At 54.6% G+C, this 17,310-nt stretch carries 11 protein-coding genes; 4 read left to right on the top strand and 7 right to left on the bottom strand.

Annotated elements, in window-relative coordinates; genetic code table 11:
- Nucleotides 1–32 precede the first annotated feature (32 nt).
- From G6R38_RS10725 to G6R38_RS10705, 5 genes are all read right to left on the bottom strand, one after another.
- Nucleotides 33–1,118, bottom strand: a complete 1,086-nt coding sequence (locus G6R38_RS10725; RefSeq protein WP_166824434.1) for a beta propeller repeat protein — start codon at nt 1,116–1,118, stop codon at nt 33–35.
- A gap of 152 nt (nt 1,119–1,270) precedes the next feature.
- Entirely contained in the window at nt 1,271–3,862 is a 2,592-nt protein-coding gene (locus G6R38_RS10720) for a DUF1588 domain-containing protein (RefSeq protein ID WP_206028547.1), read from the bottom strand.
- Nucleotides 3,859–5,178: a DUF1552 domain-containing protein gene (locus tag G6R38_RS10715; protein ID WP_166824431.1), complete on the bottom strand. Its 1,320-nt coding sequence runs from the start codon at nt 5,176–5,178 to the stop codon at nt 3,859–3,861. Before G6R38_RS10715 ends, G6R38_RS10720 begins: the two co-directional genes overlap by 4 nt.
- A gap of 398 nt (nt 5,179–5,576) precedes the next feature.
- Nucleotides 5,577–8,174, bottom strand: coding sequence for a CehA/McbA family metallohydrolase (locus G6R38_RS10710; protein WP_166824428.1), 2,598 nt, complete (start codon nt 8,172–8,174; stop codon nt 5,577–5,579).
- Between the two features lie 146 nt (nt 8,175–8,320).
- Nucleotides 8,321–9,775 carry a sigma-54 interaction domain-containing protein gene (locus tag G6R38_RS10705; protein WP_166824425.1) on the bottom strand — a complete coding sequence of 485 codons (1,455 nt, stop codon included), beginning with the start codon at nt 9,773–9,775 and terminating at the stop codon, nt 8,321–8,323.
- Between the two features lie 377 nt (nt 9,776–10,152).
- Between G6R38_RS10705 and ispD the strand changes: the two genes are divergently transcribed.
- Nucleotides 10,153–10,908 (top strand): 2-C-methyl-D-erythritol 4-phosphate cytidylyltransferase, encoded by a 756-nt coding sequence (gene ispD, locus G6R38_RS10700; RefSeq protein WP_166824422.1) that lies wholly within the window; start codon nt 10,153–10,155, stop codon nt 10,906–10,908.
- Between the two features lie 16 nt (nt 10,909–10,924).
- On the opposite strand, the gene G6R38_RS10695 is transcribed toward ispD, so the two are convergent.
- Nucleotides 10,925–12,475: a glycoside hydrolase family 88 protein gene (locus tag G6R38_RS10695; protein WP_166824419.1), complete on the bottom strand. Its 1,551-nt coding sequence runs from the start codon at nt 12,473–12,475 to the stop codon at nt 10,925–10,927.
- A gap of 334 nt (nt 12,476–12,809) precedes the next feature.
- Between G6R38_RS10695 and G6R38_RS10690 the strand changes: the two genes are divergently transcribed.
- On the top strand, nt 12,810–13,016 hold the full coding sequence (locus G6R38_RS10690) for a small basic protein (protein WP_166824416.1): 207 nt from the start codon (nt 12,810–12,812) through the stop codon (nt 13,014–13,016).
- Between the two features lie 127 nt (nt 13,017–13,143).
- A complete protein-coding gene (locus G6R38_RS10685; protein ID WP_166824413.1) occupies nt 13,144–14,826 on the top strand; it encodes a GH3 auxin-responsive promoter family protein in 1,683 nt (560 codons plus the stop codon).
- On the opposite strand, the gene G6R38_RS10680 is transcribed toward G6R38_RS10685, so the two are convergent.
- Complete coding sequence (locus G6R38_RS10680) at nt 14,819–15,811, bottom strand: galactose-1-phosphate uridylyltransferase (RefSeq protein ID WP_166824410.1); 993 nt, start codon at nt 15,809–15,811, stop codon at nt 14,819–14,821. The two genes, G6R38_RS10685 and G6R38_RS10680, sit on opposite strands and share 8 nt — an antisense overlap.
- A gap of 172 nt (nt 15,812–15,983) precedes the next feature.
- Between G6R38_RS10680 and G6R38_RS10675 the strand changes: the two genes are divergently transcribed.
- On the top strand, nt 15,984–17,099 hold the full coding sequence (locus G6R38_RS10675) for a D-TA family PLP-dependent enzyme (RefSeq protein WP_166824407.1): 1,116 nt from the start codon (nt 15,984–15,986) through the stop codon (nt 17,097–17,099).
- Nucleotides 17,100–17,310 lie beyond the last annotated feature (211 nt).

The following is a 17,310-nucleotide window of genomic DNA, read 5'->3' as shown; positions in this document are numbered from 1 at the left end:
GAACGCCACAATACGGTCTCAGCTGACGCTGGCTATTCAGCAACGTGATTGACTTTCGCGGATACCGCAAAGGCGGTGTCCCAGGACACGTCTTCTCGGGGAGCTTTGAAGACGACTTCCCAAATCTGACCATCTTCGCTCCGCAGGATATCGTAACGACGCCGCTCTACATTGATGAGCGTCCCCGATTCCGCTTCGACAAACCGTCCACCCGGCGTCGATTTTGGCAAGTCAGTCCAGGTTATTCCATCTTTGCTTCTGCGGGCATGGCTGCCCTTTTGAGCCGTGAGCCAGAACTCCCCCTTGACGAAACTCAAACCCCGCCAAGACTTGCCCCAACCTTTCAATCCATGCTCGTGGAGAGTCCAGGTCTTTCCACCGTCGGCCGATCGAGCAACGTGGTCCTTATAGCTCACTAGAAAGACTCCGTTGCCAAACGCGATAACGTCCTGCGATTTGCCCGCGTCTTCCGGAATGCGGCTATGACTCCAGGTTTGGCAATTGTCGTCACTGTAGAACACATGGTGGTTATCGCCCACAACAACGAACCGTCCCCCCTTGTAATCACCGAAGCCGCTGATCATGTGGTGCGTCTTTCTCCCGTCGAGCAACGGCTTGATTTTGTGAGCCGTCCAATCGGAGAACGCCGGTCCGGAACTAGTGACGCCACGCCATTGATCGGCACTCGTGAGGAAAACGCCGTTACCGCCTGCCGCTCCCCAGACACTCCCTAGTTTCGTGGGCGACTTATTGAGATGCGTCCAGTGAACGCCATCGTCCGAACCGATGTAGACGCCAGGCGTGCCCCAACCGGAGAATACGCCGATCACTCCCTGCGTGGCAGCCATTCCGTAGACAGCGAATGTACCGTGCCAACCACCATCTTCGAGCGAATCGGTCCCCAGAAATGTCTGGTCCCAGGTCTTGCCATCATCGCGGGAAACCAGAATCCGCATCCCCTGTTTTGAACAGACAGCAAAGACGGGTTCTTCCATTCGCGGGTTGAGCTGCCCCCCGTACGGGATGTCCTCGCGAATTGCCGCGTGCTTTTTCTGCGCGAAGGCAGAGGGGACACAGACGAGTAGAGTGAAGAAAACTGCAAGAGCCGTTCGGTGCATGGCGGAATCCTGATGATCGAATCGTATCGACCATACCATAAACCAAACGGATGGAATCTGCACCGGTGCCCGCCATATGCGGTCACGGATTCACGCCCAATGGTCGGTTTGTAAGATCATTGGGCGTGACGACGGAACAATAATTTGCGAGTTCAGTTCGCTCGGGTCAGCGTCGAATCCGAGCGAGTGCGATAGAGAAACGCATCCGACGTGAGCAACGAAACGAGTAGGGCATTCATGCTGCCGCCGTTGTCTTTGTAGGCACGGTATGCGTCGCGAAGCACGAGACCGTCGTTGAGCGTTTCGTTTCGGCCCATCCAAAAACGAAATGCATGTCGCACAAACACTTGTTCGACACGTTCACTCTCGGCGAGCTTCTGGATCATTTCGATGGCATTGGAAACTTCACCATCAAGTTCCGGATCGCCGGAATCGATGATTTCACCGGTGGTGTCGACAGGCTTACCGAGTTCCGTCTCCCGATACAGGCCCGCGTGGTTATACATCTCAAATGGGAGACCAAGCGGGTCCATCTTTTGATGGCATGTCCAACAATAGGTGTCTCTCGTGACACGCATGCGTTCGCGAAGTGTGGTATTCGGCTCATCGGGGAGCATTGCATCCACGGTGATTGGCACATCCGGGATTCCACCACCCAGCAGACGTTCTTGGATCCATTTGCCGCGACGGATTGCATGGTTGTCCATTGCATCGGAGTGCGAGACAAGCCAACTGGGGTGAGTGAGAATGCCAAGCCGTTGCCCTTCCGGCACGGTCGCCAATACTCGCTCCGGTTTCATCGATCCCCTACCAAAACTTCGACGACTGACCCGAGCAAAAATTTTCGGCCCGGTCAGTTTCGTCTCGGTCACGTTGTGGTTGACATTGTTTCGCTGTCGTTTATTCGCAACCAGTCTCTTTTTCAATGCGGCCAAGGCTCGCTCTTTGCGGCCGAGTTCCCGCTTCAGATCTCGTTCTGACTTGGGAGCAGCTTGTATCGATTCTTTGAGAGTCTTGATCTCGTTTTCCAACTCCGTCTGCTCGGCCTTCTCCTTGGCTTCAATCGCAGCCGCAGCTTTCCTTGCCGCCAAAACAGACGCTCGTCGCTCCTCCTCGGAGTTCTTTCGGCCGAAATACGTATTGTCTGTTTTCGTGGCCACCACTTTGTCTGTGGTCAGCAACTCTTTGAAAACGTTCTGATCTTCCTTCAAGATCAGCTCGATGAGCCGATCGGTACTTGCAGTCGCATCGAACATGGCCCGGTAGTGGGCTGCTCCACGATTGCTCGCACCGGTTGCAGCTAATGCTCTTGAGTCTTTGCAGATATACCCGCCAAGATCGTAATCGAAGTAGTCCCGGAAGAACTGCAAGATGCGTGGCTTGCGGATACTGTCATCGTTCAGGATGCGTTCGACTTCGCGTTTAACATCCTCGCGTGTCCGCATCTGCCCGCTGACGATGGCTTCACGAAGTTGCTCATCGGGTTTGATGTAGCGAAACGCATGATTGACAGCGAGCCCAAGTTCCCAGTCTTGAAGCATCACTCGTCCGTGCTGATCGGGTTGACCGCTCTCGGCCAACTCTGGTCGGAAGAGGGCATCACGGTCGAGAAAGATCGACGAAAGCCCCAAGACAGCACCACCTTCCTTGCCAAGCTTTTCGATGGACTGCTTCACAATGGCGAGGTAAGCGTCGGCTTCCGTCTGACTTGGCGGGCGAAAGGTGAGCGATTCAAAAAGATAATTGACCGCGGAACGTAAACGCTCGTCGTCCACGCCATCTTCGTGCATGAGTTCATACACGGGCGTCAACGGACGCATAATTTTCGTACTGTAAACAAGACTGGTGGGCAGACCGCGAATGTCGCCTTCCATCTTGTAAGTATTCGGGTCGTCGGTGATCTGCTCCGGATTCGCGATACTTAACGGGCCTTCCGCCATGTAGCGAATAATGTCTTGGGCCACGCTCATGATTTGCGTCGCCTCAGCACTGTTGACGGTGTAGAAATCGGGGTAGTTTTCCAAACCGTGATCGCGAGCCGATGACAGCACCGCTGGCACACTTTTGACGGCGGTGGCGTAGGCAACGGTTCCGCCCTGCCATTTGATAATGCGGTCCGTCCCAAAATAGAGTTTGAGTTCGCCACCGTGGTTCGTCGGCACGGCATCACCATGCGTCCGCAAACCGGGTTTGGCGGGATCGTATGGCGATTCTTTGTTGATCAGCTCGTTGAGGCGTGTGATGTGTTCCTCAGGCGTCACCCGCCAAATCCGGGCTGGCGATGACGTCGGAACAAGTTTGATCCCCTCCGGTAGCGGCCCGAAAAGCAGATCATGATCGACGAAATTGGCTTTGTTCGGATCCCGGTGAGCGTGGAAGCCACCTTTGTCACGCATCACGCGTGAAAGTTCACCGACAATCCAATCCGAAAACCGTAGCCGCTGGATTGTCTCCGGTTGCGGCATTTCCTCCGGCGGCATCTCTTTGAGCGTAACTTGTGCCCAGACGGCCTTCCACGTGGCCGCGTTGATTTCGTCCACGGGTCCCAAGTCATGCAGCGACAGGTTCGCTTCCGGGTCCGTCTCACCGTGACAATCGAGACAATGTTGCTCGATGAACGGACCAGCCAGACTCTTGAAGTCGCCGTCGATCTTCTCTCCAGGAGTATAGGATTCCGCATCGGCCACGTTCAGCAGCAAACCGAAAGCGAGCACCATCCCCATCGCCAATCGAGCCGTGATCATCCCAACAATTCCTTGAGCGGACCGTTGCTGTTGTCGTATTTTCCAGCCATTTTCTCGTCCATGTTGAATCGGTTGCATTGCACACCGGCCGCCCGCAGGAGCGTTGTATACAAAGCATTGATCGGACGACTCCCGTCCAACTGCGTGAAACAGCCGGATTTGAAAGCCCCATCGAGGTTCCCCAGCAACATAACAGGCCAGTTCGCCCCGTTGGTGTGTTGTTTGTCCGCGTTGTTGCTGGTGTAGACGATCAACGTGTGATCCATCATCGTGCCACTGCCTTCAGGCACGCTTTCCAGCTTCTCCATAATGCGGACCAACATCTGGCTGTTGTACTGACGGATCTTGATCCAAATGGGATTGTCCGGTTGTTCCATGTGCCCCAGGTTGTGGCCTTGCTGTTCGATTCCCAGGCCTTTCCATGCTCCGAAGATTTCTCCCCGGCCGGAGCCAATCGTCAGCGTATTGGTAATCCCCGAAGTAAGAGCCGAAATCCCCAGGTCGAGTAGGCAGTCGTGCCAGTCGGTTTCGAATTCGGGTTTGGTGTACCGTTCGTCAACTTTGGGTGCGAATTTGCGGAGATGCCCGGCAACGGTTGCGAGCCGATCCCGTAACCCGTTGACATCCTTAAACCCTTGCACGTATTGGCCATAACGTTGCCGATCCAAGGATGGTAGCGATTGCCCTTTCGCGGCGGCGAGTTGTTCGATCTGGTTCAACACATTCGATTGCGCCTCGTGCTGAAGTCGAATTTCTCCCGCGGAAATGCCACCGTAGAGCATTTGATAGAGGTGATTCGGATTCGAGTGCATGAAAATTGGTTGACCAGCACCGCTCGCGGACAGAGTCGCGATGGTCGGCTTGGTCGTCATGTTCTCGATGGAGTCCATGCCAATGCAAAGGTGCGGTAGCAGCGTTTGTGGCAACACTTTGCTGAGTTCGTAGTCGATGGTTGACGCACTTGGCGGCACACCATCACTCCCACGATAGCCACCAAGTGCCCCGAAGAACGCACTGTGCGATGGGCTGGTGTGGCGACCGTGCAAACCATTGATGATGTGTAGACGCTCTTTGAATGGTTCCAGAGCACTAATGGGTTCGGGCAATTTGGCTTTCGCGAGCGAACCACTGCTCGTCATGCCTTTGGGGACGCAGGTTTCGGGATCAAAACCTTGGTTTTGCATGAAAAACACGATCCGCTTCGGAGTCGTGCTTCCGGTGGACGAGGCCCAAACTCGATCTGATAACAGTGGAAGCCCAAGTGCAGCGCCAGTACCGGCGGCCATTCCTTGCAACATTTTTCTGCGATTGAGCATAGTCAAACCTTCTTGGTGGTTAGTGTGCGAGTGGCCCAACAATCGAAAGTGTCAAATCGGTTGAGCCAGTGGCCAGCACCGCCAGTGAACGCAAACAGTGGGGAATCAACGGGGGTTTGTCGAGGCGGTTTATTTCGGAGAATATTGGGAGGTTCCAGTCGTATTATAAATACGATGCTCGAAACATGGAAATTATTTTATCGTTTTCGAAAAAATATCGGATTCGTGGCAATATGCCCCCTTATTCTCTTCGGAATCGTTGTCGTGCCAATGAGTTAGAGTTCACGACCGATTTTAAGAAGAATTCATTCAGACGCAAAACGACTCCCCAAGCCGCGAAGGTGAACTTGGGGAGTCGAGAATCTTAACTCGTTTCCTAATTGCCAGTTACGTCGACACTAACGCCGTTTTTTTACGGGAAGAGGGACTCCCAGGGTGTCTTTGTTGGGCGTGAAGCCGTTTCCGTCGGTGTCCACGAAGACGGGGTTCGTTAACGCTGCTGGTTTGGCTTTGCCCCAACCGGGCCCCATGATCGGGCCGACCGTGCGGTTTTCCGCCCCGGCGACGGCGATGATGTGGGCATCTCCCGCGACTTCCAACTCCAATTCTTGATCGAATTTCACCACGCCATCTTGGAATTTGTCGGCGTGTGTGCTGCGACGATAATCGTGTAGGGAATGGACTCGGCCGTTAACCATCAGGAACACGCGGTCCACGTCCAACCAGTTCGGGCACTGGACTCGCACATGAGCCACAAGCGTCCGCGACTTGGTTTGGAAGTCGTCACCAGGTCCGTAAGACTTGTCCGAGTCGGGTTCGGAAACGGTGAATTCCAAGAACGGACCATTCGACATCACCAGTTGCCCGGCTTTTGAGTTGCGAACAAGATCCATCGATTCGACTTCGGCAGGGTCGTCGGTTTTCGTGCGGATCCAGTTTCGTAATCCACCGGAACCATGATAGTTGTAGTGGGCGTCAGTGTTGACCACGCCGGGAATACGGTATCCCTGGTTGAGCAACTGCAACCAGTGGAAGATGCGTGTTTGGTGCCAGGAGTTGCCTTCCTTGACTTGTTTCTGGTTGCGTAGCACCACATCGACCGGGTGAATTTCCATCACGTGGATGTGTTCGTGCGAGCGGGAATAACCCCCATCCGGTTTGCCGTCGCCGTTCTTGTCGTAGAAGAGCCAGCCGATATCGGGATGGTTTTGTTGAATCAGTTTCTCGCTACGATTGTCCCAGAGCATGATTCGCTCGATTTGGGTCTCGGGACTGACATCAGTGACTGGTCCGCCACCATCTTGCTCATGCGGATGATGAATCATTGGAAATACGTTCTGGTGATTCAAAGGCAACGGACTGCCCGTCAGTTCCATCCCGGAAACCGTCGCAACTTGATCTTCGATGCCAAGTTTTTTCAGAATCGGTACGTAGGTGTCGATTCGGTTGTGCTCGGTACACGGGGCGTATTCGATGTGCTCGCACAGCAGATTGATCACGCGTCCGGTTTGGCTACTGGTGTTATCACCGGATGGTGAACTGTGACTGTGGAAATCGCTGCTGATCCAACCGGTCGTGTCGACGGTGCGTTTCAACTCGGCGGTGAGCATCGTTTTCTCACCTTCCGCAACGGTCAATTCTTGAGTGGCGGCATCGAACTCCGGACCGTGACTGATGACGACCTCGTATATCCCGGCCGGTACCTTTTGGTCAAATGTCCCATGCGGAGCATATTGCAAGTTGATCACGCCGTACTCCGCGGACTCCGGTCCGAAGTACGGTTTGTGCGTGTCGCCTTGGGGACGGAACTCCACTTTGCATGGAATTGGTTTGCCGTTTTCGCCGGTGATTTTCGCGATCACACGGCCGGGCTTCCAACTGCCGAATTGAATTGACTGATGCACGCCATCATCTTTGACGGCGTCAATTTCGACCTCCGTCGGATTCGCCCTCGACAACGAAACGCCGAACGCGGTCACATTGATCTCGTATTTCCCTGCCGGCAATGATGTTGCCAATTCACCGTTTTCGTTGGTTCGCCCGGTGCCGCGTCGTTTGCCATCTTGTTTGATCTCAACGAGTGCGGCGGGGATCGGTTCGCCGTTTCCATCGGTGAGATCGACCAGAAACGGTTGCAGTTCTGTTCCGTTGAGTGAATCCGCAATGGCCTGCACTTCGAGCAGATTCTTGGCTGGGATTAATCGTCGTGTGATTCGAACGGTCTCGCCTGGTTTAAGTGCGACATCCTTTTTGTCTCCACTGATGTATTCCAGCACGGAGTAACGGGAGTCGCTCCGAGAGCGAATGGCACGCTCATCGTCCACGACTTGAACGCCGACGGCGTGGCCCCAATATTGGTCTTCGATGTAGTACAGATCACTGGTGCCGTTGGGCGATTTGATGGCTTGCTCTTTGCCAGTGTCGAAGCGAATGTCGTCGTCCAGATTGACCGTCAGCGGTTTTTCCCCAGGATTTCGAAACGTCGTTGAGACGAGCAGAAACGGATTGTCGTTTTCGAGACGGTAAGCCACTTTCACTTCAGGACGATCTTTCGTCGCCTGAGTTCGGACCACGACTTCCGCACTCGATGTCTTGCTCGTCTTGCCATTGACGGTGGTCGATGATTGATCTTGCGATTGCGTCATCTGTCGGAACGGATACGCACGCCGCCCGGGATAGAACGAACTGAGTTGGTCGCCTCGACTGCCGTTGCCGGTCAGGTCGATCAAACAACCGCCGACGTTCCGGACAGTCATATTCGCGTTGCGAGTAGGAATCGGTTGAGCGATGACGGCGGTCACATGGGCATTACGAAGGACGGCGTCACCGTAGATGGCGTCGACTTCCTTCCCATGCGGAGCCGTATGATCCCAGTTGTCTTTGTTCAAAATCGTCACAGAAGGCCCGTGATGGTGGTGTCCACCATCACCCGGCGGATGTGCCACTGCGGGCGAGACAATCGCCAGTAAGACGAGCAGAGCGGCAAAGCATTTCATGGCGAAACTTCTTAGTCAGACGGTATCGGCGAGGTATTCTTTGATGCCTAAAACCGTACCGCGTCTTAACCGAAATTGCCACGTTCCGCATCGATCTTCATTTCAAATTCGTACTCCGTACAGATGTTTGCTCAGCAAATCGTGAGTTATTTCATCATGTCGTACTTCTTCATCTTGTTGTACAAGGTGACCCGACTGATACCGAGTTCCTTGGCCGTCTTGGTGCGACTGTAGCTGTTGTGGAACAGGGCCTGCTCGATAATTTCTTTCTCTGTTAATTCGATTTGGTCGTTCAAACTTTCCGGCTCGACCGCCATTCGTTGCGGACCAAGTTTCACAGTGGGATCGTTCGTTGGACCAGCCATTCCGCTGAGAATGTGATCCGGGAGATGGTTGGCGGCGAGCACACCGTCTTGGCAATAGATCACGGCTCGCTGAATCACGTTTTCCAACTCCCGCACATTTCCCGGCCACGGGTACTCGTAAAGAGCATCGAATAATCCCCGTTCGATGCGGTGAATCTCCACGCCGTGCTTCTGTTGCTGGGCCTGAATGAACTTCTTCGCGAGCGGCATGATGTCCGCTTTGCGAGCGCGAAGCGGCGGGATTTCGAACTTCAACATGTTGAGTCGATAGTACAAGTCCGGCCGAAACTTGCCTCCTTCGACCAGCGGTTGCAGATTCAGGTTGCTCGCCACAATCAGTCGGGCTTGCGACTTGAGGGTGATGTTCGACCCGACGGCTTCAAACTCGCCGGTCTCGATCACGCGAAGAAGTTTGACCTGCTGCTCCAAACCGAGCACGTCGATTTCGTCGAGCAACATCGAACCGCCCTTGGCCGCCACAAACTTCCCTTCCTTGTCCGCATGGGCACTCGTAAACGAACCCTTCACGTGACCGAACAGTTCGCTTTCGATCAACTCATTCGGCAACGCACCACAGGCAACGTTCACGAACGGTTCGTTCCGTCTGGGCGAAACTTCGTGAATCAAACGTGAGAGAAACGTTTTCCCCGATCCCGTCTCGCCGATGAGCAGAATTGTCACGTTGTGCTTGGCGGCCACTTCCAAGTCACGCAGCATCGTTTTGAGTTGTGGCGAATTCGTTTCAAACCGCCGGGAAATGCCCGTAAGCACCGTTTCCGCACCAATCTCGTTCCCCGTGGTTTTCTCGGAATCGCTCGAAACCGTATGAGGGGCAACCGCAGTGGTTGGCTGTGATTCGGCGTCGGATTTGACGGACGGTTCCGATGTGAAAAGTTCGATCGCCTTCTCATCGAACGGTTGAACCAGCCGAGTCGCGTTCGTCTGCTTGATGGTTTGTGCAAGTGGCTCGCTGCAAAACTGTGGCGGAATGACCAACAAGCGAGTCTCGTCTTCCCGCGATCGTAGATCATGCAACAACTGCGATTCCGTCGTCCCAGCGCCCTGTGTGCGTGAAAAATCGAGTAGGAACGTTTGGGGGCGGTGGCTCGTCAGGAATTCACGCAACTCTTCTGGAGTTTCGGCGATCAGAAGAAGACATCGTCCGGCCCACTTGAGAGCCAATTCCGAAGTCAACTGCGGATTCCGCGACAAAACGGCTACGATTTGTTGAGACATGAAAAACCTGATTCGTTTCGCAGGGGCATCTCGACGAAAACCGTCCGATTGATGCCCAGCGGCGTTTGGGATGACAGAGTTTCGGATATGTGGTTGCAGAACAAATTAGATGCCAGAACGTCAAGGGACCGAAACGCAATCGACATAATCCATTTCCACCAAACGAATTATGAGTCTCAACACAGTCATCCCGTCCTCAAAAGACGTCGAATGATGTCGTCCGAAGACAACATTGAGCTGAGGAATGTGGAGGTTCGGCAACATCGAAGCGACTGTTTCGCGAAACGAAGTCGATCGGGCATTCAACTTTCGAAACGGTTTCGCATATGATTTGAAGTCGACGTGTTGGAACAGAAGCCAGGGTCCGGAGAGGAACGATGTCCAAATTCGCTGTCATTTTGCCCGCCGCCGGTCGCAGCACACGCTTTCGGATGCAGAATCGCAAGAAAACTTTCGTGGAACTCAAGGGCCGCCCCGTCTGGGTGCGGTCGGCGGAGCACTTTGCAAATCGCGAAGATGTCTCGCAAACGCTTGTGGTGGTCAGTCCCGATGACAAAGATTGGTTTCGGGAGAAGTTCCGTCCGCATTTGGCATTTATGGATGTGCAGATTGTCGAAGGCGGAGCTGAGCGAGCCGACAGCGTGCAAAATGCACTCGCGCAGGTCAAAGCCGACACCGAGTTTGTCGCCGTTCACGACGCTGCCCGCCCGCTACTCGTGAAAACATGGATCGACGCGATCTTTCAAGCGGCCACCGAAAATGGAGCCGCCATCCCAGCGGTCCGCGTTTCCAGCACCTTGAAACGCGGGGAATCGAACAACAACACGCACACCATTACGGAAACCGTCCCGCGGGAAAACCTCTGGTACGCTCAAACGCCCCAGGTGTTTCGGCGAGAATTGCTACTCGAAGCCTACGCAAAACGGGGCGATTTCGTGCCGACCGATGAAGCGAGTCTCGTTGAACGATTGGGCCATGCGGTCACGCTCGTGGAGGGATCGCCCATGAACCTGAAAATCACCACACAAGAGGATTTCCGAATCGCCGAGGCACTCCTCGATGTCCTCCCGAAGGAAAAAAGCCTGAAGAATCTCCACCCGTTTCAAGATGAGAGACTCGACTTCTTTTCCTAAGACAACTTGATTCTGGTCATCGTGCGTTCTGACGTTCCCAGAACGCACGTTCGGTGGACACCATCAACGCCATCGCACCTCCGCGATCGTCACGGCCGAGGATCGCGGTTCGGTGAAAATACGCTTCCAAGTTCTTCTGCTTCCCGGTTCCGGTGCAGACGTCGGTGAGATCGAGACCGTTCGAACCGATCCGTGATTTGATCGCGTCCCATCCGCGGTTTGCCGGTTCTCGATACTTGTCTGGATCAAGCCAACCGTGACGCATGCCTCGCAACATCGCGAATGTGATCATGCAGGTGCTCGTGAATTCCCGGTAGCTCTCAGGACGATCGACCACTTGATGCCACATACCTGTGGCGTCCTGATGCTTCACCAGTGCAGCGATGTGGTTCTGAAAGTCCTGAAGAATCTCCGCACGCCCCGACCAGTCGACAGGCAACTCACTGAGCACCAGTGCCAAACCGAGTGCGGGAAAACCATTGCCACGCCCCCAGGCAGCTTCATCGAGTGGAGAGTGGCGATAGAGTCCATCATCTCGTAGGCAGAGTTCTTGCATTTTCCGAGTGTGATTGAGACACGCCTCGAAATACCGAGTATCACCGGATAAACGACCGGCAGTGGCGAGAATCGGTCCATCCATGAAGACGGAATCGCTCATTTCACTATGGTTCGGGACAAAACCCACCGGCTGACCGGATTTCTTCGCCAGTCCAATCGATGCGATGTCCAATACGATCTCTTTCGCTCTTGGTTCCTTCGTCCGGGCGTAGGCATCCGCGAAAACGAGGTAACCCGCAACCGTGGAACCGCCGGGGACCTTGTTGCCCGACGGCTGGTGATCCCGTTTCAACCACGGCGCAATCACCGCTTCAGCTTCTTTGTTCAATTCCGCATTTCCGGTGAATTCCCCTAATCGCTGACGCCCAATGACAGCCAGCGAAGGGATGTAGGCGATCGAACGCAGTTGCTTGCCGTAGTGACGAGAAAGTGCGGTGGCAACTTCGATCGGCGTGCGTTGTTTCCGCTGGCGAATCCGCACCGCCGCGGAATCCGGCTTTCCAACCATGACACCATTCGTCTGGAGTGCCGTTTTCACTTCACCCGCAGTCGCGACCAATCGACAAGGGACTTTCCCGACCTTGGCCACGTCGTGAGATTCCAACGCGTTTTTGAGAGCTTCGCCACCGTCACCGATGACGAAAACCGTGTCGAACCCCTCCGAGCCAATCCAACGCCACAGATACAATCCCGCGATATCACCTTTGTTGTAGGCCGTTCCTTTGGGCGGAAACTCGTGCCCCTGAAGCGGGAAATCGATCGCGAAGACATCCACAGATCTGGGAAAACTATTGCTTGATTGACTTGCCAGCCACTTCGCACCGCCGATCAACAAGACTTTGGCCCGCGACGCCTCCACCGATTCCGGAACCATCGCATGCAAGACGTTCCCCTGGACATCACGTCCGATTGGTCGTTCCTCCCACTGGCCAAATGCTGAAACATGGCTCAAGCCGAATACCAACGTCAGGGTGGCGACGACGAAACGAAGACTCAATCTAATTTGCATAATGTGACTTTGCTCAATTGATTGCCGTTCTTTTGCACATGTTCACACGCTACGCTGCCACACATGACGTGTAAAGTTGACCGAGGGAAATTCGGAAGTGCTGTCGATGCTCGGAAGAGTCCAATTTCCAAAATCCGATGGTTTTCGATCGATGAGTTGGTCGATCAACGGAGACTGACAGTCGTCCGAAACGGAAATTCAGTATTCGAGCTTGGGCGATCCGTTGACAACAATCACGGGCATGGCCTATTCTATTCGACTTGGATTTCGCCGTGTTGAAGGTTTATGAAGTCGTGTTTCATCTCGAAACGGGACTGCTAGGTGAGGTGATTCGATGACAATTGATAAGAGTCTTAAAGGATCAGGCCGTCTCGTGCGGTCCCGAAATGTCTTGAGCCGTGGTGAACGGATCAAGCAGCTCCAAATGGAAGAACGCTGGAGCGAAGGACAAAGCCCATTTGGCTTGCCGAAAGTCCGCGTGATCAAAACCGTGGTCGGTAAGAAGAAGAAAAAGAAGAAGAAGGAAGACGACGAAGATTAAGCTGGTCCGACAAAGCACCACGCCGATCGTTCTTCACGGACGGATCGGCGTTTTCGCTGCGCTGCTGCGGATGAAAATCCATTTGCCCCGATGAGTTCTGTAGCAATTCCAACGAGGGCCGAACTTTATGAGCTGGGTTGGCAAACTCCGTCACGTGGTCGGTTCCGTCCCGCGTGCGCGAGTTCGACGACAACTCCGCGAGTTCCAACACGCCACCCAAAATTGCCAATCGGTCCAGCAAACCGTCTTACACAACCTGCTCGCTTTGAATGCCGACTCGGAATTCGGCCAGCGACACCGCTTATCGGCAATTCAAACGCCCGCCGACCTGCAAAAGCAGTTTCCCCTCACCAATTACGATTTCTACCGTTCTGACATTGATCAGGTTCGTGAAGGGAAATTCAACGCGCTCTTGGGGAGCGGCAACCCATTGCTGATGTTCTCTCTTAGCAGCGGGACGACATCGGCGACGAAATACATCCCCATCACTCAACGATTCTTGGATGATTACCGGCGTGGTTGGCAGGTGTGGGGCATCCGAATGCTCGACAACTACCCCCAAGTCTCGCAAGGACGAATCCTTCAGCTCAGCAGTAATGACGATCAGTTTCGCACACCGGGGGGAACTCGTTGCGGCAGCATTACCGGACTTGTGGCGTCGCTGCAGAAGCGAATCGTGCAATCGATGTACACGGTCCCGGGGGTGCTATCGAAGATCGAAGATTCCACCACTCGACACTATACCGCCTTGAGAATTGCGTTGGCCGATCCGGAAGTTGCGTTGGTGATGACGGCCAATCCCAGCACGCTCATTCACCTTGCACAGCGGGCTGATCGGGAAGCGGAATCTCTCATTCGCGACATTTCCGACGGGACGCTAACCGTCTCGGCCGATGTCCCATTGGTGGTGCGTTCCGCCATTCGGCGTAAAATCCAAGCTCGGAATCCACGCAGAGCAGCGGAACTGGAGCGGTTGAAGTCATCTCGAGACCGACTCGATCCGCAAGACTATTGGCCGAATTTAGCGCTCATCGCAGTTTGGACGGGCGGCAGTGCGGCGGCTTATTTGCCGAAACTGCGAGAGTACTACGGAGACGGTCCGATTCTCGACCCCGGACTCTCCGCTAGTGAAGGTCGAATGACGACTCCCCTACAAGACAATCGTCCCGATGGTGTGTTGGACGTCACAAGCCACTTTTTCGAGTTCATTCCGGAGGCGGAATACGGATCACCAAGTCCGTCCGTTTTGTTGGCTCATGAACTGCAAATCGGCGAGTCCTATTACATCCTGCTGACAACTTCTTCGGGGTTTTATCGCTACGACATCTGTGACGTGGTTCGCTGCACCGGCTACTATCACACGACGCCGACACTCGAGTTCCTTCACAAGGGGGCTCATATTTCGAATTTGACGGGCGAAAAGATTGCTGAATCGCAAGCGGTGCGAGCCGTCCGGGAAGCCGCCGATGAAGCAGGGCTCGTGCTCGAACAATTCACGCTTGCCCCGGCTTGGGGTGATCCGCCGGGATATGAATTGCTGACCGAAACGGAACTGTCAACGACCGCGAACTTGGCAGATGCCATCGACCGCAAACTGAAGACGCTGAACAGCGAATACGCCGACAAACGTGCCAGTGGCCGTTTGCAGCCGTTGCGATGCGTGGCCCTGTCGCCGGGCACTTGGCAGCGATTTGCGATCCAACGCCAATGCGGTGAGGGCGGATCGGTCGAGCAATACAAGCATCCCTTTCTCAGCCCAGAAATTGGTTTCGGCGAACGAATTCAAAAGGAATTCGGTTCGTCTACATAGTGGCTCCGTCCGAGCGAAGTTCCGCAGCGGCGTCTTCCGGCAACACGAGATTCACGTGTGTGCCACCGCCAAGTTCGAGCCCCGCCAATCCGGTGATTCGCGGCAGAATGCGAATCTGCCAACGATAGTTCGGATGCTCTTCGCCAAACGGAGCCGAGTGCAACACAAAGTTGTAGGCCGCATCGCCGGTGACAGCTTCTAATCGCAGCAACACATCCCGCAACACATCTGCAAGCTCAAACAAATCGGAATTGTTGGTTTGTTCAAAGTGAGAGGAACGCCGGCGAGGCAACAGCCACATCTCGTAAGGAAATCGAGACGCGAACGGACAAAAGACGACAAACTGAGGCGAGGTTCGAACAACGCGTAAGCCGTCTTCGAGTTCCTTTTGGATCAATTTGGTGAATGCGTCGCCTGTCGATTGCTGGGCGTAATCCAGTCCTTTCAGAACCATCGGTGGAACAAACGGGAACCCCATGAGTTGCGAATGTGCATGCAGCAACGATGCACCAGCAAATCGACCGTGATTCTTAAAAACGAATGCGTGTCGGACGCTCTTTTCATCACGAAGCGACTGCATCCGCGTGCGATATGCCAGAAGCACGTTGCGTGTTTGTTCAATCGGTCGTCGAGTGAGGTGCGATTCCCGCTGCGGACACTCGATGATCACTTCATGCACACCGCTGGCGGGGTGGGACGCGAACTCGACGCCTGCCGGTGATGAAGTCGCGCTCCCTGGAGACAACGCGGGAAACTTGTTCGGAACCACGCGGACCAACCAACCGGGTGTATTGGCGGCCGTTCCTGGTTCACGAAGGGCGAAAACTTCGCCGGGCGTTTGGTGCTCTTGACCTTCGGCGAATGGATCGTCCGCGGGCAGTGTCCAATCGATCTGGTCCGATTTCGCGTGCGGACGACGAACTCGATCCGGTGCGAACAAGATCATATCGCCGCTGATGGGTTCGCATCGCCACTCGGACGCCATGAGACTACCATTCAAAAACCGGAAAAAGCCAATTCGGTCCGCAGTATAGAGAGCGAAGTGTTTTCCGACCAACCCGAGTGGAAATCGGTGATACGGCGGAAAGTCAGTTCCGGGTTTGTTAGAATCACCGCCAACCCGCCGCTCGATCGAACACACCGTTGGAAACTCCTCAATGTCCCAGACCTACCAAATCTCCAAAACTACCGAAATTTTTTCGCCTGCGTTGGTCGTTTTCACCGAAGTGCTGGATGCGAATATCGCCGAGATGGTCCGTGTCGCGGGCGATGTGAACCGACTCCGTCCGCATTGCAAAACGCACAAAATGCCCGAAGTCGTGAAACGACAATTGGACATGGGCATCACCAAGCATAAAGCTGCCACGTTCGCAGAAGCCGAGATGCTCGCCGATACCGGCGTCAAAGACATTTTCCTGGCGTACAACCTCGTCGGGCCGAACATTGGACGTGCCGTTGCATTCTGCCGAAAATATCCGGATGTCAAATTCGCCGTGACCGCAGACGACACCCGAATGCTGGCTCAACTCTCGGAAGCGATGACCGCCGCCAGTACCGAGATTGATGTGCTTCTCGACTGTGATTCCGGCTTACATCGCACGGGAAAAGAGCTCGTCGAAGAAGCCGCTGCGTTGTACCAACAAATCGCGGATTCACCGGGCGTGAATCCAGGTGGTCTGCATTTTTACGATGGACATCATCACCAAGTCGATTTCGAAGAACGGAAATCGGCAGTCCTCGCGGACTTCCAAACGGCTCTGGATTTTCGCGAGCAACTGCAACAACGCGGTCTAGATGTGCCCAAGATTGTCGCGGGCGGAACGGGGTCATTTCCGGTTTACGCCGGCGTCGATGATCAGACGGTGGAACTCTCACCGGGCACCTGCGTGCTGCATGACTGTGGCTATGGCACGATCTTCCCCGACTTGAACTTCCAACCTGCCGCGATGATGCTGACCCGTGTCATCAGCCGACCGACCCCGAATCGGCTGACCGTCGATTTAGGCAACAAGTCCATCGCCGCCGATCCACCGATGGGCAATCGAGTCATGTTCCCCGACTTGCCAGACGCCGAACAGGTGTTGCACAACGAGGAACATCTCGTGCTGGAAACACCGTTGGCGAGCAAGTACCAACCGGGCGATGAACTTCTCGGCATACCGCGACACATCTGCCCCACGTCGGCATTGCACCGGCAAGCCTATGTCGTCGAAAATGGCGAACTGATCGGCCGCTGGGATGTCGTTGCCCGTGATCGGCAAATCACGATCTAGGCCGAATCCCCGTGTTCAGTGTCGTGGTGGATGCGGAAGCCTTTGTGTTCCGAAATCCACCTAGCGGCAGTCATTCCGTTTGAATGTAACCCGGTCTCGTGAGTGTCATTGTGCGATAACCGTGTTGCGGCGTTGGTTGACCTTTGCGCTCCCACCACCAATGCCGAAATTCCGACTACCGAATCGGGAGCCCTGAAATCATCGAAGAGCA

The organism is Thalassoroseus pseudoceratinae (assembly GCF_011634775.1).
Lineage (GTDB): Bacteria > Planctomycetota > Planctomycetia > Planctomycetales > Planctomycetaceae > Thalassoroseus > Thalassoroseus pseudoceratinae.
This window is presented reverse-complemented; position numbering and strand designations above follow the sequence as displayed.